This is a genomic window from Streptomyces sp. 142MFCol3.1 (genome assembly GCF_000424945.1).
Taxonomy (GTDB): domain Bacteria; phylum Actinomycetota; class Actinomycetes; order Streptomycetales; family Streptomycetaceae; genus Streptomyces; species Streptomyces siamensis.
In genome coordinates, this window is the sequence record NZ_AUKV01000019.1 from 198,944 (window position 1) to 217,001 (window position 18,058).

The window sequence follows — 18,058 nt, forward strand, 5'->3', positions numbered from 1 at the left end:
GGGCGGCCGGCGGGCCTCCCTGGACGGGCGGCCCGGCGGGCCCGCCTCGTACGGAGTCCCGGCGAGTGCGGTTCGCCGCGACACCTCGAACAGAGCTACCTCGTTTCGAGATAACTCGATAAGAGGTACCATGACATCAAGAGACCCGCAACCACGGAGAGCCGCCGCATGCTGGAGCTGTCGATCCTCGGTTTCCTGTCCGAAGAACCGCTGCACGGCTATGAGTTGAAGGAACGCATCAAGGCGCTCAGCGGCCATGTCCGCCCGGTCAGCGACGGGGCCCTGTACCCCGCGATCACCCGCCTGGTCGTCGCGGGCAAGCTGGACCAGCGCACGGAGCCCGGCAGCAGCGCGGCCCCCCGCCGCATCCTGTCGCTCACCGACCGGGGCCGTGAGGATCTGCTGGAGCGGCTGCGCCACCCCAAGCAGGCGGAGATCACCGACCAGGTGCGGTTCAACACCCTGCTGGCCTTCCTGCGCCACCTGCCCGACCGGCAGGAGCAGGCCGCGGTGCTGCGCCGCAGGCTGGACTTCCTCCGGACGCCGGCGAGCTTCTTCTACCGCGACGGCGAGCCCGTGCGGGCCGAGGACAGCGGCGACCTGTTCCGGGAGGGCATGCTGCGGGTGGCCCGTGCGACGGGCGAGGCGGAGCGGGCGTGGCTGACCGAGGCGATCACCCGGCTGGAAGCAGCTGCGCCCTGAGGTAGTCCCGCCACTGCGCGGTGAAGCGCTCCGGCGTCGTGTGCAGCACGCCCCGCAGCGCGTCCTCGACCGCCCCGGCGCGCTTCTCGTGGTCGCCGACGGCGCGGTAGAAGTCGTTCAGGCGAACCTCGCCCCACCGGTCCGCGATCAGCCGACAGGCCAGCCAGCCGCCCTCGTACGCCCGTGCCAGCCGCGCCGCGTCCCCGCTGAACCCGAAGTCCCCGTCGACCGGCAGCGCGGCCGGCAGGCTCCCGTCCCGCACGGCACGCTGCAGCTCCGGCGCGACCTGCGAGGCCGTCCGCCCGCTGCCGCGGTAGCCGACCCAGTCCGCGTAACCCTCGGAGAGCCACAACGGCGTGGCGGCCGAGGTGTGGGCACGAGTGGCGACATGGGTCGTCTCGTGGGTGAGCACGACCTGCTTGCCGAAGTCGCCGAGGACGCCGAACGCGTCGGGATTGACGATGATCCGGTCCGCCGGCGCCTTCCCGGACCCGCCCGCCTCACCCGTGGTGACCGCCGCGATCCCGCGGTACCCGGACGCCGGGGCGCCGAGCAGCCCGGCCATGCCCTCCAGCGACTTCGGCACGAGCACGACGACGTGCCGCGACCAGTCCGTGCCCCACGCCTCGGACGCGGCGGGCACCGCGCGGTCCGCCAGCCCGGCGTAGTCGCGCAGCCGCTCTGCGGACTGCCCCACCCCCAGCGCCAGACTGCGCTCGCCGTGCACGACCGCCACCGGCCCCTGCTCCCACAGCTGTTCGCTGGCCTTCTTCGCGGGCTCGTCGGACGCGACGTACCAGGTCCCGCCGGCGCGGACCAGGCGCAGGGCGCGGCCTACGGTGACGGGCGCGGCGTCGTACCCCTTGATGCGGTAGCGCAACTGAACGTCGGCCGTGGCCCGGTCGCCGGTGCGGTGGACGTCGGTCACGCGGTACGCCCAGGACTCCAGCGGGACGGCGCGCAGGTTCGCGAAGTCCGGATCGGCGCCGGCCGGCCGCCCGGTCGCCCGGTACGCCGGCTCGTCCCGGGCGAGCACCGCGGCGGCGCGCAGGTCGAGGACCCGTTGCACCTCGGCCGGCACGGTGTCCGAGGACGTCCGGCCGCCGCAGCCGACGAGCACGGCGAGCAGCAGCACCAGGGAGAGTCCCGCTCTCGACGCGCGCCTTCGACCAGCCACGTTCCCGATCGTACGGCGGCCCGGGCGCTTCGGACTCCGGTCGGGCCGCGGTCAGACCCTGGTGACCGACGAGACCGGCATCATGCCCACCGGGTCGTACCGCACCGGAGCACCGGGGTACGGGGCGTGGATCACCTGACCGTTGCCCATGTACATCGCGATGTGGCTGGCGTCGGAGCGGTAGGCGATGAGGTCGCCGGGCTGCGCCTGGGAGAGCGGCACCTGCCGGCCCGCGTACCGCTGGGCCTGCGAGGTGCGCGGCAGCCCGACCCCGGCCTGCGCGTAGGACCACTGCATGAGGCCCGAACAGTCGAAGCCGCCCGGCCCGTTGGCGCCCCAGACATAGGGGCGGCCGAGCGCGGAGCGGGCCGCGGCGACCGCGGCGGCCGCGCGGGCGGAGGACGGGACGGCGTCTTCGAGGTCGGGCAGGTCCGAGCGGCCGGAGCGGGACGCCCGGTCGTAGGCGGCGCGTTCGGCGTAGGGCAGCGAGTTGAGCAGCCGGCGCGCCTCGGCGAGCTTTCGCTCCACTGTCCGTTTGTGCCGGGCGACGGCCTTGCGGCTCTTCTCCAGTTCGGCGAGCTTGCCGGTGGCCTCCTCGCGCTTCTGCGCGAGTTCGCGCATGGCGAACTGGAGATCCCTGAGCTCGCCGGCCTGGTGGGAGCTGATCCGGTCGAGCGCGGCGGCCTTGTCGATGTACTCGGCCGGGTCGTCGGAGAACAGCAGCGCCAGGGAGGGGTCGAGGCCGCCGGAGCGGTACTGGGCGCCCGCGAGCGAACCGAGCGTGTCCCGCATGGTGTTGATGCGTTCCTGCTGCCGGGCGATCTCGTCCTGTGCCGTGCCGACCTGCTCACGCAGGGAGTCGGTCCGCTCGTCGGCCTTGTTGTACGCCTCGGTGGCCTTCTCCGCCTGTGTGTACAGGCGGTCCACCTCGGCCCGGGTGTCGTCCTGCGGTGCCGCGGTGGCGGGCAGGGCGCCGAGTGCGGCGGCCGCCGCGGACATCACGCAGGCGGCGAGACCGAAGGCGCCGACGCCCCGGTCGAAGCCGGACGGTGCAAGGCGGCGATGAAACCCCACGGGTGGCCGCTCTCCCTTCCGCTGACGGTCCCCCGGATTGGGGGAAACGCGCCAGACAGTAGCCGTGCGACTGCGCGACGGCCAAAGGTCCCTGCGGCCACATGACGCGGTGCCCCGCCTCAGACGCAGGTCACGGACGGGTCGCGGGGTGAGCGGGCGGTACCGCAATTCGCCCGTTTGGGCGGAGCGACGAGAGCCCCCGCCGAGGCTTCGGCGAGGGCTCGTCAGGAGGCGTGCGTCAGATCCGGACGCCGAACTGGAAGGGCATGTTGCCGATCGACTCGTAGCGCACGACCGTGCCGGTGCGCGGGGCGTGCAGCACCTGGCCGTTGCCCGCGTACAGGCCGACGTGGTGCATGTCGCCGTAGAAGATGACCAGGTCGCCGACCTGGAGGTCGCTCTGCGAGTAGATGCGCGTGCCCGCGTTGGCCTGCGCCTGGGAGGTGCGCGGGATGGAGACACCGGCCTGGGCGTAGGCCCAGGAGGTGAGGCCGGAGCAGTCGAAGGAGCTGGGGCCGGAGGCGCCGTAGACGTACGGCGAGCCGATCTTGCTCTGGGCCGCGCTGAACGCGGCACCGGCACGGCCGGAGGCGGGGGTGCTGGAGCCGCCCAGGGCGCTGCGCTCGCTGGCGCGGCTGGCGCGGTCCTGCTCGGCGTCGAGAGCCGCCTTCTCCTTGGCCGTCAGGGTGTTGAGGAGCTTCTGCGCCTCACCGAGCTTGCCCTGGACTTCCTTCTTCTTCTTGGCCAGCTCCGCCCGGGTGTCGGCGAGGTCCTTGAGCTTCTCGGAGGCCTCGGAACGCTGCTGGGCGAGCGAACGCTGCTTCTCCTGGACCTTCTTGAGCGCCTCGACCTGCTGAGCACTCAGCTGGTCCATCGCGGACGCCTTGTCGAGGTAGTCGTCCGGGTCGGAGGAGAGGAAGAGCGCCACGGAGGGGTCGATGCCGCCGGTCCGGTACTGGGCGCTGGCCATCGAACCGAGGCCGTCACGCAGCTCGTTGAGCTCCTCCTGGCCGCGGGCGACGTTGTCCTGCAGGGAGCTGATCTGCTTCTGCAGCTTCTCCTGCTTCTCCTTGGCGCCGTTCAGCTTCTCGGTGGCCTTCTCGGCCTCCTCGTAGAGCTTGTCGACCTTCGACTTGACCTCGTCCTTGCTCGGCTTCTCGCTCGGCGCGGCATTGGCGGCGTTGGCGCTGAGGGCCACGGCAGCAGCGGCGGCGGTGGTGAGCACGGTCACACGGGTGCGGCTCGGCTGCTTGGGTCGACGGTGGGACGCCACGAAGGCGAGCTCCTTCTTCCTCCAGCCGCCTGCCGAATGTGCGACGGGCGGTGCCCCTCCACCGTCACTCCCAATGAGTGATCACCCGAGCGGAGGTTCGAGGCCTGACCCTAGTGACCTTCCTGTGATCAGTTCAAATCCTCATAGGAAAAATCTCGGTCACCGAGCGCATTCTTTGCCGGCAACTCACATGCAGTGATGCGGCTCTGACACTACGTTGCGTGAAGGTCACGCCAATTCGGGCATCACGCCCGGACGTTACACATGGGGCGTACGTTGCCTATGGGCCTTAGGCCGCAGATGGTCAGCCGCGCGAAAAACGCTTGAGGAGCACCGCGGAGGCCACCGGCCGGGCACCCGCCTTGGCGATGCCGTCGGCCACCTCGCGGTCGGTCGAGACCACGATGACCGGCCGCCCCAAAGGCTCCGCACGGACCAGCTGACGGATCAGCTCGTCGGCGGTGACACCGGCCTTGGAGAACAGCACCCGCACCCCGCGCGGCGGCGCGAGCAGCACCGGCGCGGCCAGTTCGGCCCCGTCGAAGACACAGGTCACCTCGGAGCCGGTCTGCGCGGCGAGCTGCGACAGCTGCCCGAGGAGCCGCAGCCGCTGCTTCTCCAGCGGCATCTGCGGATAGCCCGTCTTGGTGACGTTGTAGCCGTCGACGACCAGATGCGCCTGCGGCAGCGCGAGCAGTTGGTCGAGGATCGCGGGATCGTTCTCGGACAGCGCGCGAGCGGCGATGTCTTTTGGCGTCATTCGTCCCGGTTCGACCGCGTCGACGGTCTCCGCCGGCCGCACCGACACGGGCGGCAGGGCGAGTTCGCGCCGCAGCCCCTGGGCGGCGTCCAGCACCGTGTCGAGGAGCAGCCGCACCCGCATGTCCTCGACGCTGCGGCCCTCACGCGCCGCCCGCCGTGCCGCCTCCAGATTGGCCTCGACCTCGCCGAGGCGCGCCTTGAGTCGCCGGGTCTCGCTGTCGGAGGCGGAGACCTGGGCCTGCGCCTCCGCCCGTACGCCGTCCATCTCGCCCTGGAGCTTGCGCAGGGCCGCCTCGCCGCGCTTGACGTCGCTGAGGGCCCCGCGCAGCTTGCGGTGAAGCGATTCCGCTTCCTTCTTCGCCGACTCCACTTCCGCGCGCAGCCGTTCCGTCTCGGCCCTGGTCTGACCGCGGGCCTCGGCGAGCTCCGCCCGCAGCCGCTCCAGCTCGGCCCGGGTCTCCTCGTCGGCGCGCTCGGCATCCGCCCGCAGGGCCTCCTCGCCGGCGGCGGTCACCAGCTTCACCCAGCCCGCGGGGCGCAGCACATAGGCCGCGGCCGCCACGTCCAGCGGATCCGCGGCCGGGGGTGGCGCGCCCGAGTCGAGGGCACCGGCGATCTCCGGCTGCGCCTCTCTCAGCTTCTCGGCGATGCGCTGCCTGAACAGCGTGTCCGTCTCCAGGGCCGCCGCCATGGCGTTCCCGGCGAACTTGGCCCGACGATTGGGGGTGAACCGCGCATACTGCCGCAACTGGGCGGGCAGTTCACCGACGGTCAGCCCGCCGAAGCCGTCGGAGACGATCTGCACGACGCGGCGGCGCACGCCGTCGGGCAGCGGACGGTCGAGCACCTCGGCGGCGCCGTCGTCCGGCTCCCCGCCTGTGGTCTCCACCATCCGTCACCCCAATGTCTGTGGGGCCCGCTCCCTCAGGAGCCGGCGCCCGGCCTGTCCACCAGTTCCACCTGGTCCACCGCGTTGCACCAGCGGCACCGGACCGACTCGATGGTCTCACTGACCACCTCGCGCTCCTCGACCTTCGGCTCACCGGCCAGGTCGAGGTGCACATACTCGACGACCTTCGACGAGCGGGTCACGTCGAAACGCGTGAGGTTGCCGCAGAGAGTGCAGCGCCAGCGCGTCTTGGTGTCCGGCAGGGGAACCGTCATGAGGCAGTCCGCTTCCTTCTAGTGTCCGTCCAGCGCCAGTCTCCCGGTGCATGTGGCTCGTAACCCTACGGCCTGGCGGCTCCCCGACGCTCCGCCGTCCACCGCGGCGAGGCGGTCTGTGTTCATCCGTCCCGTTACGCCATGCTCTGCACCATGATCAGCAAATGCGGTACGACGGTCGGCAGAGCGGTACGAGGTCAGTCGGCGCCGGTGACGTACGGGCTGATCGCCCTGTGCTGTCTGATCTTCGTGATCGGCCCGGCGTCCGGCCTCAATCCGGTCTACGGCACCGGGGACGCGCTGGCCGCCGCGCAGCGGGCCTACTTCCGGCGCTGGGGCGTGGTCCCCGGCGATCTGTTCGACGGAGCCGCGCGCGAGGCGCTGACCCCCGCCACTGCCCTCTTCATCCACGGCAGTTGGCTCCATCTCCTGGGCAACATGCTCTTCTTCTTCGTCTTCGGGCTGATGACCGAGGAACGCATGGGGCATCTGCAGTTCGCCCTCTTCTACGTGGTCTGCGGCTATCTCGCGCTCCTCGGCTACGCCGCGGCCAACGCGGAGTCGCAGCAGTCCCTGGTCGGCGCCTCCGGGGCGATCTCCGCGGTCCTCGGCGCGTTTCTGTACCTGTTCCCCACGGCCCGGGTGACCAGTCTCCTGCCGTTCCTCTTCTTCCTGCCGCTGCGCTTCCCGGCCTGGGTGGTGCTGCCCTTCTGGGTGATCCTCCAGTGGCTGGCGGCGGGCCAGGACGACGGCGGCCCCGGGGTCGCCTATCTGGCCCACCTGGTGGGCTTCACACTCGGCTTCGGCTACGCGTGGCTGCGGTTCGGCCGGACGGCCTCCGGGCCCGCCGAGGGGACACCTCCCCCGGCGGCGGCCCGGCCGCACGGCGGACCCCCGGCGCGGCGACCGGGCGGGTGGGACCGCGAGTAGGGTGAGAGCCTCAGCAGCGGCCCCCGAGGGAGAGAACCAGCCGTGATCACCGCGATCGTCCTCATCAAGACCAGCGTGGACCGGATCCCCGAGATCGCCGAGTCGATCGCCGCGCTGGATTCCGTCAGCGAGGTCTTCTCCGTCACGGGCACGTACGACCTGATCGCGATGGTCCGGGTGCAGGCCCACGACGACCTCGCGGACGTCATCCCCGGCAAGATCAGCAAGATCCCCGGCGTCGAGGCCACGGACACGCACGTCGCGTTCCGCACCTACTCCCAGCACGACCTGGAGGCGGCGTTCGCGATCGGGCTCGACTCCTGATCGTGTGACCGCGGCACGAAGGACCGCCCGGTCGACGGGCGGCCCTTGACGACAGCCCCGCTCAGACCGCGGGCACGCAGCGGCCGTCCTCCGTGCGGTACCGCCACTTCGCGCCGTCCCGCACGAGCTCCCTCACCGCGGTCACGAAGCGCTCGACGTGCTCGTCGGGCGTACCCGCGCCGAAGCTGACGCGGATCGCGTTGAGGGACTTCTCGCCGGGCTCGGCTTCCGGGGCCCCGCACTCCCCCTGGGTCTGCGGGTCGCTGCCGAGCAGGGTCCTGACCAGCGGGTGGGCGCAGAAGAGGCCGTCGCGGACACCGATGCCGTACTCGGCGGAGAGCGCCGCGGCGAAGTGCGAGCTGTTCCAGCCCTCGACGACGAAGGAGATCACACCGACGCGCGCGGCGTCGTCGCCGAAGAGCGAGAGCACCCGCACCTCGGGTACGCCTGCGAGACCGGCGCGGACCGTGTCGATCAGGTGCCGCTCGCGGGCGACCAGCGTGTCGAAGCCGGCCTCGGTGAGCGCCTTGCAGGCGGACGCGATCGCGTAGGCGCCGATGACGTTCGGCGAACCGGCCTCGTGCCGCGCGGCGGTGTCATGCCACTCCACGTCCACACCGCCGTCCTCGCGCCGCGACACCTTGCGGCTCGCGCCGCCGCCCGCCAGGTACGGGTCGGCCTCCCGAAGCCAGTCGGCGCGGCCCGCGAGGACGCCGGCACCGAAGGGCGCGTACAGCTTGTGTCCGGAGAAGGCGACCCAGTCGACGTCGAGGTCCCGCACCGACACCGGGTGGTGCGGGGCCAGCTGCGCGGCGTCCAGCACGATGCGCGCGCCGTGGGCGTGCGCGGCGGCGGCCAGTTCGCGCACCGGCCAGAGTTCGCCGGTGACGTTCGAGGCGCCGGTGACGCAGACCAGGGCCGGGCCAAAGGGGCCTCCCCTGCTCGAGCGCAGCCGAGAGCTTGGGGAAGGGTCGCGGTCGGCGAGGGCCCGCTCCAGCGTCGCGACCGCCTGCTCGGGGGTGCGCGGGGCGTTCAGATACGTCACGCGCGCGTCCCGCCAGGGCAGCAGCGAGGCATGGTGCTCGGTCTCGAAGACGAAGACCTGGCAGTCGGCCGGAAGGGTGGCGGCGAGCAGGTTGAGCGAGTCGGTCGTGGAGCGGGTGAAGACGACCTGGTCGTCAGGGCGGCAGTCGAGGAATCCGGCGACGGTCCGGCGGGCGTTCTCGAACAGGTCGGTGGACAGCTGCGAGAGGTAGCCGGCCCCGCGGTGCACGCTGCCGTAGTACGGGGCGTACGCGGCGACGTCGTCCCACACCCGCTGGAGGGCGGGGGCGCTGGCGGCGTAGTCGAGCGCGGCGTAGCCGACCTCGCCGCCCGTCACGAGCGGGACGGTGACATCTCGCCCGAGAACGGCCAGAGGGGCACAGACGGACCGGTCGGCGGCAACGGTGGTGACAGACATGGCGAGCTCCTGTGAGAGGCAGGCGGAATCACCGCGCGGCCGGTGCACGGAGGTACGGCTCGGCGCGGGAAAAAGGTGAAAGGGGTACGCGGAGGCGGGGCTCGACGCCCTATCGCATTCGCTTGCTCACAGAAGGCTCCCTCGAACGACCAGGACCCCTGGTGACGCGAGGGGTCCGCGCTTGCCGTAGACCTCGCTGCCTACGGCCTGGTCTTCACCCGGGGCACCCCGCCACGGACGGAGGGTTGCCGGACAGCCGGCCGGGGCCTGATGGCTGTCACTCATGACCTGGTACAGCATCTTGCCAGAAGATCTTCGACGTGCAAGGCGCAGTCCAGGATCCGGACTGCGCCCTGTGTCACATCGGGTACGGACAGCAGTGGTCAGGCGTTGCTGACCCGCACCCACCGGTCGAGGGCCTGCTTCGCGGCCCCCGAGTCGATCGACTCGGCCGCCTGTGCCATGGCGGCACGGATCTGCTCCGCCAGCGGTGCGTCGCCCGGCGAGAGCGCCACCAGCGCAGCCGCCGAGTTCAGCAGGACCGCGTCCCGCACGGGACCGTGCTCGCCGTTCAGCAGCCGTCGCGCGACGTCCGCGTTGTACGAGGCGTCGGCGCCGCGCAGGGCCTCCACCGGGACGAGCTCGATCCCCACGTCACGCGGGTCGAAGCGCTCCTCGGTCACCTTGCCGTCGCGCACGACCCAGACGCGCGACGTCGACGTGGTGGTCAGCTCGTCGAGCCCGTCGTCGCCGCGGAAGACCAGCGAGGAGTTGCCCCGCTCGGCGAAGACACCGGCCACGATGGGCGCCATGCGCGGGTCCGCCACGCCGACGGCCTGGGCCTTCACCCGTGCCGGGTTGGTCAGCGGGCCGAGGATGTTGAACGTCGTCCGGATCCCCAGCTGGCCGCGCGCGGCCGCCACGTGACGCAGCGCCGGATGGAACTTCACGGCGAAGCAGAGGGTGATCCCGGCCTCTTCGGCCACCTCGGCGACCCGCTTCGGCGTCAGTTGCAGATTGACGCCGAGCTTCTCCAGGACGTCCGAGGCGCCCGAGGCCGACGACGCGGCCCGGTTGCCGTGCTTGACGACCTTGGCGCCGGTCCCGGCGACCACGATCGCGGACATCGTGGAGATGTTCACCGTCTTCGCGCCGTCGCCGCCCGTCCCGACGATGTCCACCGCCGGGCCCGGCACCTCGATCACGTTGGCGTGCTCGTACATCGTCCGGACGAGTCCGGAGATCTCCTCGACCGTCTCGCCCTTGGCGCGCAGCGCCACCGCGAAGCCGGCGATCTGCGCGTCCGTCGCCTCGCCGCGCATGATGCGGTCCATCGCCCACGCCGTGTCGTCGGCGCTCTGGTCACGGCCTTCGAGCAGGCCGTTCAGTACCTCGGGCCAGGAACGGCCCGCCGCGATGTCGCCTCCAGCGGGGGTCACAGCACTCATATGCCGCTCCTGGGTTCGTAGACACGTACAAAAGGCGGGTACGCACGCACGTACCGGCAGGCTCCACCCTATCCAGCCCGGAGGACGGCAAAGAGCCCCGTCCATGCAATGGACGGGGCTCCAGCCGTGGCGATCAGCAGGATCGGTGGGTGATCAGTGGTGGCCGTGGCCGCTCGTGATCTCCTTGTACTCCTCGACCGTGGGCTTGGGGATCTGGTTGTCCTCCCCGTAGAAGCCCTTGCTCAGCTTGGCGCGCAGTCGCTCCGGGCCGTTGACCTTGCGCTCGACACCGTTCTCGTCGACCGTCGGGCCGATCTCGGCCGGCTTGTACTGCTCGTGCGCGGTGAGCGTGTGCAGCGCGTCCTGGCTGAGCGGCTCGTGGACCTCGATGAACTCACCGTGCGGCAGACGCTTGATGATGCCCGACTCGCGGCCGTGCAGCACCTTGTCCCGGTCGCGGCGCTGGAGGCCGAGGCAGATCCGCTTGGTGGCGAGGAAGACCAGCACCGGCACGACGAAGAACGCGATCCGGACGAACCAGGTGATCGAGTTGATCGACAGGTGGAAGTGCGTGGCCCAGAGGTCGTTGCCACCACCGACGAGCAGGACGAAGTACCAGCTGATCCAGGCGGCACCGAACGCGGTCCGGGTCGGGACGTTGCGAGGGCGGTCCAGGATGTGGTGCTCGCGCTTGTCGCCGGTGACCCAGGACTCGATGAACGGGTAGACCGCGATCGCGACCAGGACCAGCGGGAAGATGATCAGCGGGATGAACACGCCCAGGACGAGCGTGTGACCCCAGAAGTTGATCTCCCAGCCGGGCATGACACGGATCAGACCCTCGGAGAAGCCCATGTACCAGTCGGGCTGGGCGCCCGTGGACACCTGGTCCGGACGGTACGGGCCCAGGGACCAGATCGGGTTGATCGAGGCGATCGCCGCGATGGCCGCGATGACACCGAAGACCAGGAAGAAGAAGCCTCCGGCCTTGGCCATGTAGACCGGCAGCAGCGGCATGCCGACGACGTTGTTGTTCGTCTTGCCGGGGCCCGCGAACTGCGTGTGCTTGTGGTAGAAGACCAGGATCAGGTGGCCGACGACCAGGCCGAGCATGATGCCCGGCAGCAGCAGCACGTGCACCGAGTAGAAGCGGGCCACGAAGTCGCCGCCCGGGAACTCGCCGCCGAAGAGGAAGAACGACAGGTACGTGCCGACGATCGGCACGGACAGGATCGCGCCCTCCATGAAGCGGACACCGGTGCCGGAGAGGAGGTCGTCCGGGAGCGAGTAGCCGGTGAAGCCGGTGAACATGCCCAGGACGAACAGCAGGAATCCGAAGACCCAGTTGACCTCACGGGGCTTGCGGAACGCACCCGTGAAGAACACGCGCATCATGTGCACGAACATGCCGGCGAGGAAGATCAGCGCCGCCCAGTGGTGGATCTGCCGGATCAGCAGACCACCGCGCACATCGAAGGAGATGTGCATGGTCGAGTTGAACGCCTCGGACATCAGCTGGCCCTGCAGCGGGACGTAGCTGCCGTGGTACTCCACCTCGTTCATCGACGGGTGGAAGAACAGCGTCAGGTACACACCCGTGAGGATGATGACGATGAAGCTGTAGAGGCAGACCTCACCCAACATGAACGACCAGTGGTCGGGGAAGATCTTGCGCATGTTGGCCTTGGCCAGGGAGTAGATCCCCAGGCGGCCGTCGGCCCAGTCGGCTACCCGCTCACCCGCGGGCGCCTTCTCGCGCGAGCGCGAGTCGGAGGTCGTGGTAGTGCTCATCCGCGCTCCCAGAATGCAGGACCGACGGGCTCTTCGAAGTCGCCGAGCGCCTCGAGGTAGCCCTCGTCGTTCACGCCGATGCGCAGCTGCGGCAGGGCGTGACCGGCCGGGCCGAAGATGACTCGGGCACCGTCGGAGAGGTCGAAGGTGGACTGGTGGCACGGGCAGAGGACGTGGTGCGTCTGCTGCTCGTACAGGGAGATCGGGCAACCGACGTGGGTGCAGATCTTCGAGTAGGCCACGATGCCCTCGTGGGACCACTCGAGTTCCTGCTTGTCCTTGATGTTCCCCGGCTGGAGCCGGACGATCATCAGGGCCGCCTTGGCGATCTCCTTCTGGAAGTCCTCGTCGTGCTCCTCCAGGCCCTCGGGCTTGGCGAAGGTGAGCGAACCGACGGCGACGTCCGAAGGACGCAGCGGCTCGTTCGTGTTCATGTTGACGAGCAGCTTGCCCTTGGACCACAGCGTGTGGCGGAGCTTGGTGCCGGGCAGCGGACCGAGGTCGCGCAGCAGCACCACGCCGGAGAGCGGGAACAGGGCCAGCGCGCCGAACATCGTGTTGCGGATCAGCTTGCGTCGGCCGAGCGCGGACTCCTTGGCGCCCTGCTTGAAGTCGGCCAGGACCTTGGCCTTGACCTCGGGCTCAGCCGCGATCGGGTGACGCTCGTCGATGATCTCGACGTCGGACATCAGGGTGCGGGCCCAGTGGACCGCACCCGCGCCGATCGTGAACAGCGCCACGCCCAGGGTCAGACCGAGCGCGAAGTTCATCGCGCTGATGTGCCCGATCGGGAAGACGTAGATCGACTTGTCGCTCGGGATCGTCACGTACGACGCGATGAAGCCGGCGGTCGCCAGCATCGACAGCGTGAACAGGAAGGCGACCGTGCGCTCGGACCGCTTGGCGGCCCGCTCGTCGATGTCCTGGATGCGGTGCTCGTGGGGCGGCAGACCGGGGTCCGCGAACGGGTTCGTCTCGTCCGCGACGGCTACCGTGCCGTGAGCGTGCTCGTCGGCGTCCTGCGCAGCGGGCAGGTTCTCTTCTGGAATGTCTTGGCTACTCATGACTTCTTGGCCTTTGCGGTCCGAGCGGCGACCCAGACGGCGACGGCGATCAGCGCGCCGAGACCGAACACCCAGCCGAACAGGCCCTCACTGACCGGCCCGAGGCCACCCAGTTCGAGGCCGCCGGGGCTCTCGGTGTCGTCACCGTTGACCGCGTCGAGGTACGCGATGATGTCCTGCTTGTTCTTCGTCGACAGCGTCGTGTCGGGGAAGGACGGCATGTTCTGCGGGCCGGTCTGCATGGCCTCGTAGATGTGCTTCGGGTCGACACCTTCCAGGCTGGGCGCGTACTTGCCGTGGGTCAGCGCGCCGCCCTTGCCGGTGAAGTTGTGACACTGGGCGCAGTTGGTGCGGAAGAGCTCGCCACCCGCGGCGATGTCCGCCCCCTCGGGGCTGACCTGGTTCTTGGTCGGGATCGCGGGACCGGCGCCGAGCGAAGCGATGTACGCCGCGAGCTGGTCGATCTCGGCCTGCGAGTAGATGACCTTCTTCTTCGGGATCTGCGCGCCCGGCTGCTGGGCCGGCATACGGCCGGTGCCGACCTGGAAGTCGACCGCCGCGGCGCCGACGCCCACGAGGCTCGGGCCGTCGGAGGTGCCCTGACCGCCGGTGCCGTGGCAGCTTGCGCAGCCTACGGCGTAGAGCTTGTGGCCCTCGTCGATGGCGAGGGACTGGGAGGTTTCATCGGCCTGCGCCTTGCCCGCGGGTGCGAACGCGGCGTACAGCCCCCCGGTGGCCGCCAGCGCGAGGAGTAGGACGACGACCGCCGCCAGCGGATGGCGTCGTCGTGCGGAGAGCTTTTTCACGGATTACCCCGGTGTCAGGATCTTCTGCGTCGATGCTTCTGGATGTGTCGGGCGGTGGGCCCGGCTACTTGATCATGTAGATCGTGGCGAAGAGGCCGATCCAGACGACATCGACGAAGTGCCAGTAGTAGGACACGACGATGGCGGCGGTCGCCTGCTCATGGGTGAACCTCCGGGCCGCGTAGGTGCGGCCGAGGACCAGCAGGAAGGCGATCAGGCCGCCCGTCACGTGCAGTCCGTGGAAGCCGGTGGTCAGGTAGAACACCGAGCCGTACGGGTCGGAGGAGAGCGAGAGCCCGTCCTTCTTGACCAGCTCGGTGTACTCGAAGACCTGACCGCCGATGAAGATCGCACCCATGATGAAGGTGACGACGAACCACATCCGGAGCTTCTTCACGTCCCCGCGCTCGGCGGCGAAGACGCCGAGCTGGCAGGTCAGAGAGGAGAGGACCAGGATCGTGGTGTTCGTCGCGGAGAACGGGAAGTTCAGGCTGGACGCCATTTCCTTCCAGTGCTCCGGCCCGGTCACCGATCGCAGGGTGAAGTACATCGCGAAGAGGGCCGCGAAGAACATCAGCTCGGAACTCAGCCAGATGATGGTTCCGACGCTGGTGAGGTTCGGCCGATTGACCGACGGGTGCGCGTGCCCGGTTTCTACTGTCGTTGCTGTCGCCACGACCGACATTATGTCGGTCGCTTATCCCGCCCTCACCCCGGGGGGTGCCGTTCGGAGTGTTGATGGGGTGTGTCCAGCCCATATGGCCCATCGAAGGCCTGTCCGAACCGGTGTTGACGAGGTGTTCAAGGGAGTAGCATCCGCGCATCGGGGCCTGACCGATCAGCCCGATCGCTTCATGTCCGTACGACGCCGACGTCTCGGAGGAAGAATGCAGCCGACCGCCACGGTGCTGGTCTACAGCGACGACTCCAACACCCGCGAACAGGTGCGGCTCGCAACCGGGCGCAGGCCCGCTCCCGACGTCCCTGTCGTCGAGTTCGTGGAGTGCGCGACGCCGGCCGCCGTCGTCCGCGAGCTCGACAAGGGCGGCATCGACGTCTGTGTGCTGGACGGCGAGGCCGTGCCGATGGGCGGCATGGGTCTGTGCCGGCAGATCAAGGACGAGGTCTTCAACTGCCCTCCCGTGCTCGTCCTGATCGGCCGGCCCCAGGACGCCTGGCTGGCCACGTGGAGCCGCGCGGAGGCGGCCGTGACCCATCCGGTGGACCCGGTCGAGTTCGCGGCCTCGCTGGCCTCCCTGCTGCGCCGCAAGGCTCTTCTGGGCGCCTGAGAGGCGGGCTCCCACCCGGCGCCCGGACGTCACACGGACTCTGGGCGCAGGCGGGCCTTCTCCGCCGGCGCGGGGGCATCGGGGGTGCCGCCCACGACGGCGCTGCCCTCGCGCCACTTCTTCCAGGGCATGTTCCAGTCGCCGAAGCCGTTGCCGAACGGGTCCATCGTCGCGCCGTTGGAGTTCTTGACCTGCACGATGTCGCCCTCGCGGACATTGTCGAAGAACCACTTGGCGTTGCTGGTGCTCATGCCGGTGCAGCCGTGGCTGACGTTGGCGTATCCCTGTTCGCCCACGGACCAGGGCGCGGCGTGCACGTACTCGCCGCTCCAGGTGACCCGGGTGGCGTAGTAGACGGGCAGGTCGTACGAGTCGGCGCTGCCCTCGGCGATGCCGACGGTGGTGCCGCGCATCCGTACGAAGTACTGCTTCTCCAGCACCACCTTGACGCCGTTGCGGGTCTCGAAGCCGGGCTTGCCGGTGGTGACCGGGATCTGGTTGATCTGCCGGCCGTTGCGGTAGACCGTCATGGAGTGCGAGGCGGCGTCCGTCACAGCGACGAGCTTGTCTCCGGTGGTGAGTTTCAGCGCCTTGGCGTTGCCGCCCCACAGACGGTCGCCGATCCGGATGCCCGCCAGGTTGCTGTGCGCCTGGATCGTGGCGTGGACGGGCCAGAACTCCTTGGGGCGGTAGTGCAGCGTCTTGTCGTCCACCCAGTGCCAGGCGCCCTCCACGGCGGGGATCGAGTCGACCTGGAGGGCCCGCTCGACGACCGTGCGGGCCGCCTTGTCCTTGACGGGGACGCTGAGTTCGGCCGTGACGGGCTGCCCCACCCCGTACGTGCCCTCCTTCGGGCCGAACTTCACGTCCACGTGCTGCTTCGTGGTGGGCGTGGTGGTGTCGAACTCGAAGGTCTTGCGGCCCTGGGCGCCGTCCTCGTCCTCGGTGCTCACCCGCACCGAGTAGTGGGCGCCTGCGGCCAGCGGGGAGGTGCTGTGCCAGCGGCTGCCGTCGGCGGCGAGTTCGCCCACGACATAGCGTCCTGACGCGTCCGTGGCCGTGACGTCGGTGATCTGCTCGTCGTCGTCCTCGGCGGTGATTTCCAGAGGCTTGTCCGGGTCGATCTTCGCGGCCTTCTTGCCGTCGCCGGATACACCGTTGAAGGAGATCAGTCCCGCCGCGTCGTACGGCTTCGCCGAGAGCGGATGGCCGTCGGAGCAGGCGGTGACGCCGGCGCCGAGGGCGACCACCAGGGCGGTGCAGCCGACGACCGTGCGGATGCGCGGAAAGTCGTTCATGGCCCCACGCTATGAACGACCGTCAACTGCTGCGCGGCGGGTGACCCGTGCGGGGGACGGCTACCGGCAAACGAGGGAGCCCGGACCCTCCTCGCGGAAAGTCCGGGCTCCCGGGTGATCGGCGCGCCCTACTGGGTGCGGTTCTCACCGTGGTAGTACTCGAAGACCCAGCCCCACAGGCCGATCATGATGATCGGGGCCGAGAAGTACAGCAGCCACCAGCCGAAGACGACGCCCATGAAGGCGAGCGCGCCACCGACACCGAGCGCGAGCGGCTGCCAGCTGTGCGGGCTGAAGAAGCCCACCTCGCCGGCCTCGTCCGCGACGTCGGCCTCCTTGTTGTCCTGGGCCATCTGGTCGACCCGCCGGGCCGTGAAGGCCAGGTAGTAGCCGATCATGATGCTCAGACCGAAGCCCAGGAAGAGCGCCGTGGTACCGGCCGGTTCCTTCGACCACACGCCATAGACGATCGCCATGACGAGGATGAAGACGGCCAGCCAGATGAACATCTTGCCTTGGACCTTCACTGGCCGGCCTCCTTGCCACCAGACAGAGCCGACGTACCGTGACCGGCGTTCTCGAGCTGGTCGAGAGCGGCGATCTCCGGGTGGTGCAGGTCGAACGCCGGGGATTCGCTGCGGATCCGCGGCAGGGTGAGGAAGTTGTGCCGCGGCGGCGGGCAGGACGTCGCCCACTCCAGCGAGCGGCCGTAGCCCCACGGGTCGTCGACGCCGACCGGCTTGCCGTACTTGGCCGTCTTCCACACGTTGTAGAGGAACGGCAGGATCGACAGGCCGAGCAGGAACGAGCTGATCGTCGAGATCGTGTTCAGCGCGGTGAAGCCGTCGGCCGCGAGGTAGTCCGCGTAACGACGCGGCATGCCCTCGGCGCCCAGCCAGTGCTGCACCAGGAACGTGCCGTGGAAGCCGACGAACAGCGTCCAGAAGGTGATCTTGCCGAGCCGCTCGTCGAGCATCTTGCCGGTCATCTTCGGCCACCAGAAGTGGAAGCCGGAGAACATCGCGAACACCACGGTGCCGAAGACGACGTAGTGGAAGTGCGCCACCACGAAGTACGAGTCGGAGACGTGGAAGTCCATCGGCGGCGAGGCCAGGATGACGCCGGTCAGACCACCGAAGGTGAAGGTGATGAGGAAGCCGACGGCCCAGAGCATCGGTGTCTCGAAGGACAAGGAGCCCTTCCACATCGTTCCGATCCAGTTGAAGAACTTCACACCCGTCGGAACGGCGATGAGGAACGTCATGAAGGAGAAGAACGGGAGCAGCACACCGCCGGTGACGTACATGTGGTGGGCCCACACCGTCACGGACAGACCGGCGATCGCGATGGTGGCGCCGATCAGGCCCATGTAACCGAACATCGGCTTGCGCGAGAAGACCGGGATGACCTCGGAGATGATGCCGAAGAACGGCAGCGCGATGATGTACACCTCTGGATGCCCGAAGAACCAGAAGAGGTGTTGCCAGAGCAAGG

General features: G+C 69.5%; 18 protein-coding genes and 1 riboswitch. Of the genes, 4 read left to right on the plus strand and 14 right to left on the minus strand.

What is annotated here, in order from left to right; genetic code table 11:
- Positions 1-168: 168 nt before the first annotated feature.
- On the plus strand, positions 169-702 hold the full coding sequence (locus H305_RS0127385) for a PadR family transcriptional regulator (RefSeq protein WP_028803246.1): 534 nt from the start codon (positions 169-171) through the stop codon (positions 700-702).
- On the opposite strand, the gene H305_RS0127390 is transcribed toward H305_RS0127385, so the two are convergent.
- The 5 genes from H305_RS0127390 to H305_RS0127410 all read right to left on the minus strand — a co-directional run bounded on the left by H305_RS0127390 (position 674) and on the right by H305_RS0127410 (position 6,152).
- The gene (locus tag H305_RS0127390; protein WP_028803247.1) at positions 674-1,879 is read right to left on the minus strand and encodes a hypothetical protein; all 1,206 of its coding nucleotides are present in this window, start codon (positions 1,877-1,879) and stop codon (positions 674-676) included. The two genes, H305_RS0127385 and H305_RS0127390, sit on opposite strands and share 29 nt — an antisense overlap.
- A gap of 51 nt (positions 1,880-1,930) precedes the next feature.
- Positions 1,931-2,953, minus strand: a complete 1,023-nt coding sequence (locus H305_RS0127395) for an NlpC/P60 family protein (RefSeq protein ID WP_028803248.1) — start codon at positions 2,951-2,953, stop codon at positions 1,931-1,933.
- A gap of 238 nt (positions 2,954-3,191) precedes the next feature.
- Positions 3,192-4,226, minus strand: coding sequence for a C40 family peptidase (locus H305_RS0127400; protein WP_028803249.1), 1,035 nt, complete (start codon positions 4,224-4,226; stop codon positions 3,192-3,194).
- Between the two features lie 304 nt (positions 4,227-4,530).
- Positions 4,531-5,880: an NYN domain-containing protein gene (locus tag H305_RS0127405; protein WP_028803250.1), complete on the minus strand. Its 1,350-nt coding sequence runs from the start codon at positions 5,878-5,880 to the stop codon at positions 4,531-4,533.
- A gap of 32 nt (positions 5,881-5,912) precedes the next feature.
- Positions 5,913-6,152 (minus strand): hypothetical protein, encoded by a 240-nt coding sequence (locus H305_RS0127410; RefSeq protein WP_028803251.1) that lies wholly within the window; start codon positions 6,150-6,152, stop codon positions 5,913-5,915.
- A 153-nt stretch (positions 6,153-6,305) separates the two neighbouring features.
- On the opposite strand from H305_RS0127410, the gene H305_RS47195 reads away from it, so the two are divergent.
- On the plus strand, positions 6,306-7,082 hold the full coding sequence (locus H305_RS47195; protein WP_051371015.1) for a rhomboid family intramembrane serine protease: 777 nt from the start codon (positions 6,306-6,308) through the stop codon (positions 7,080-7,082).
- Positions 7,083-7,124: 42 nt separating this feature from the next.
- Positions 7,125-7,406, plus strand: coding sequence for an Lrp/AsnC family transcriptional regulator (locus H305_RS0127420; protein WP_028803252.1), 282 nt, complete (start codon positions 7,125-7,127; stop codon positions 7,404-7,406).
- 61 nt (positions 7,407-7,467) lie between these two features.
- On the opposite strand, the gene H305_RS0127425 is transcribed toward H305_RS0127420, so the two are convergent.
- The 6 genes from H305_RS0127425 to H305_RS0127450 form a co-directional block, all read right to left on the minus strand.
- The gene (locus H305_RS0127425) at positions 7,468-8,868 is read right to left on the minus strand and encodes an aminotransferase class V-fold PLP-dependent enzyme (protein ID WP_028803253.1); all 1,401 of its coding nucleotides are present in this window, start codon (positions 8,866-8,868) and stop codon (positions 7,468-7,470) included.
- Positions 8,869-9,040: 172 nt separating this feature from the next.
- Positions 9,041-9,157: riboswitch (SAM riboswitch) on the minus strand.
- A gap of 94 nt (positions 9,158-9,251) precedes the next feature.
- A complete protein-coding gene (trpD, locus tag H305_RS0127430; protein ID WP_028803254.1) occupies positions 9,252-10,316 on the minus strand; it encodes an anthranilate phosphoribosyltransferase in 1,065 nt (354 codons plus the stop codon).
- A gap of 153 nt (positions 10,317-10,469) precedes the next feature.
- Positions 10,470-12,107, minus strand: a complete 1,638-nt coding sequence (locus H305_RS0127435) for a cytochrome b (protein ID WP_028803255.1) — start codon at positions 12,105-12,107, stop codon at positions 10,470-10,472.
- Positions 12,104-13,171, minus strand: coding sequence for a ubiquinol-cytochrome c reductase iron-sulfur subunit (locus H305_RS0127440; RefSeq protein WP_028803256.1), 1,068 nt, complete (start codon positions 13,169-13,171; stop codon positions 12,104-12,106). Before H305_RS0127440 ends, H305_RS0127435 begins: the two co-directional genes overlap by 4 nt.
- Complete coding sequence (locus tag H305_RS0127445; RefSeq protein WP_028803257.1) at positions 13,168-13,977, minus strand: c-type cytochrome; 810 nt, start codon at positions 13,975-13,977, stop codon at positions 13,168-13,170. Before H305_RS0127445 ends, H305_RS0127440 begins: the two co-directional genes overlap by 4 nt.
- 64 nt (positions 13,978-14,041) lie before the next feature.
- Positions 14,042-14,662: a cytochrome c oxidase subunit 3 gene (locus H305_RS0127450; protein ID WP_028803258.1), complete on the minus strand. Its 621-nt coding sequence runs from the start codon at positions 14,660-14,662 to the stop codon at positions 14,042-14,044.
- A gap of 202 nt (positions 14,663-14,864) precedes the next feature.
- Here H305_RS0127450 and H305_RS0127455 point away from each other — a divergent pair, with 202 nt between their 5' ends.
- The gene (locus H305_RS0127455; protein WP_028803259.1) at positions 14,865-15,266 is read left to right on the plus strand and encodes a response regulator transcription factor; all 402 of its coding nucleotides are present in this window, start codon (positions 14,865-14,867) and stop codon (positions 15,264-15,266) included.
- Positions 15,267-15,295: 29 nt separating this feature from the next.
- Here the strand turns inward: H305_RS0127455 and H305_RS0127460 are convergent, their stop codons facing one another.
- From H305_RS0127460 to H305_RS0127470, 3 genes are all read right to left on the minus strand, one after another.
- Entirely contained in the window at positions 15,296-16,564 is a 1,269-nt protein-coding gene (locus H305_RS0127460; RefSeq protein WP_028803260.1) for a L,D-transpeptidase, read from the minus strand.
- A gap of 128 nt (positions 16,565-16,692) precedes the next feature.
- Positions 16,693-17,091: a cytochrome c oxidase subunit 4 gene (locus H305_RS0127465; RefSeq protein ID WP_028803261.1), complete on the minus strand. Its 399-nt coding sequence runs from the start codon at positions 17,089-17,091 to the stop codon at positions 16,693-16,695.
- Positions 17,088-18,058 (minus strand): cytochrome c oxidase subunit I (locus tag H305_RS0127470; RefSeq protein ID WP_028803262.1); only part of this gene is annotated, 971 nt, incomplete at its 5' end. The genes H305_RS0127470 and H305_RS0127465, both read right to left, overlap by 4 nt.

What these genes read in the sequence shown, in the direction of transcription:
- H305_RS0127385 (WP_028803246.1), top strand. Translation starts at nt 169, where the DNA reads ATGCTGGAGCTGTCGATCCTCGGTTTCCTGTCCGAAGAACCGCTGCAC.
- H305_RS0127405 (WP_028803250.1), bottom strand. Translation starts at nt 5,880, where the DNA reads ATGGTGGAGACCACAGGCGGGGAGCCGGACGACGGCGCCGCCGAGGTG.
- H305_RS0127410 (WP_028803251.1), bottom strand. Translation starts at nt 6,152, where the DNA reads ATGACGGTTCCCCTGCCGGACACCAAGACGCGCTGGCGCTGCACTCTC.
- H305_RS47195 (WP_051371015.1), top strand. Translation starts at nt 6,306, where the DNA reads ATGATCAGCAAATGCGGTACGACGGTCGGCAGAGCGGTACGAGGTCAG.
- H305_RS0127425 (WP_028803253.1), bottom strand. Translation starts at nt 8,868, where the DNA reads ATGTCTGTCACCACCGTTGCCGCCGACCGGTCCGTCTGTGCCCCTCTG.
- trpD (WP_028803254.1), bottom strand. Translation starts at nt 10,316, where the DNA reads ATGAGTGCTGTGACCCCCGCTGGAGGCGACATCGCGGCGGGCCGTTCC.
- H305_RS0127435 (WP_028803255.1), bottom strand. Translation starts at nt 12,107, where the DNA reads ATGAGCACTACCACGACCTCCGACTCGCGCTCGCGCGAGAAGGCGCCC.
- H305_RS0127440 (WP_028803256.1), bottom strand. Translation starts at nt 13,171, where the DNA reads ATGAGTAGCCAAGACATTCCAGAAGAGAACCTGCCCGCTGCGCAGGAC.
- H305_RS0127450 (WP_028803258.1), bottom strand. Translation starts at nt 14,662, where the DNA reads ATGTCGGTCGTGGCGACAGCAACGACAGTAGAAACCGGGCACGCGCAC.
- H305_RS0127455 (WP_028803259.1), top strand. Translation starts at nt 14,865, where the DNA reads ATGCAGCCGACCGCCACGGTGCTGGTCTACAGCGACGACTCCAACACC.
- H305_RS0127460 (WP_028803260.1), bottom strand. Translation starts at nt 16,564, where the DNA reads ATGAACGACTTTCCGCGCATCCGCACGGTCGTCGGCTGCACCGCCCTG.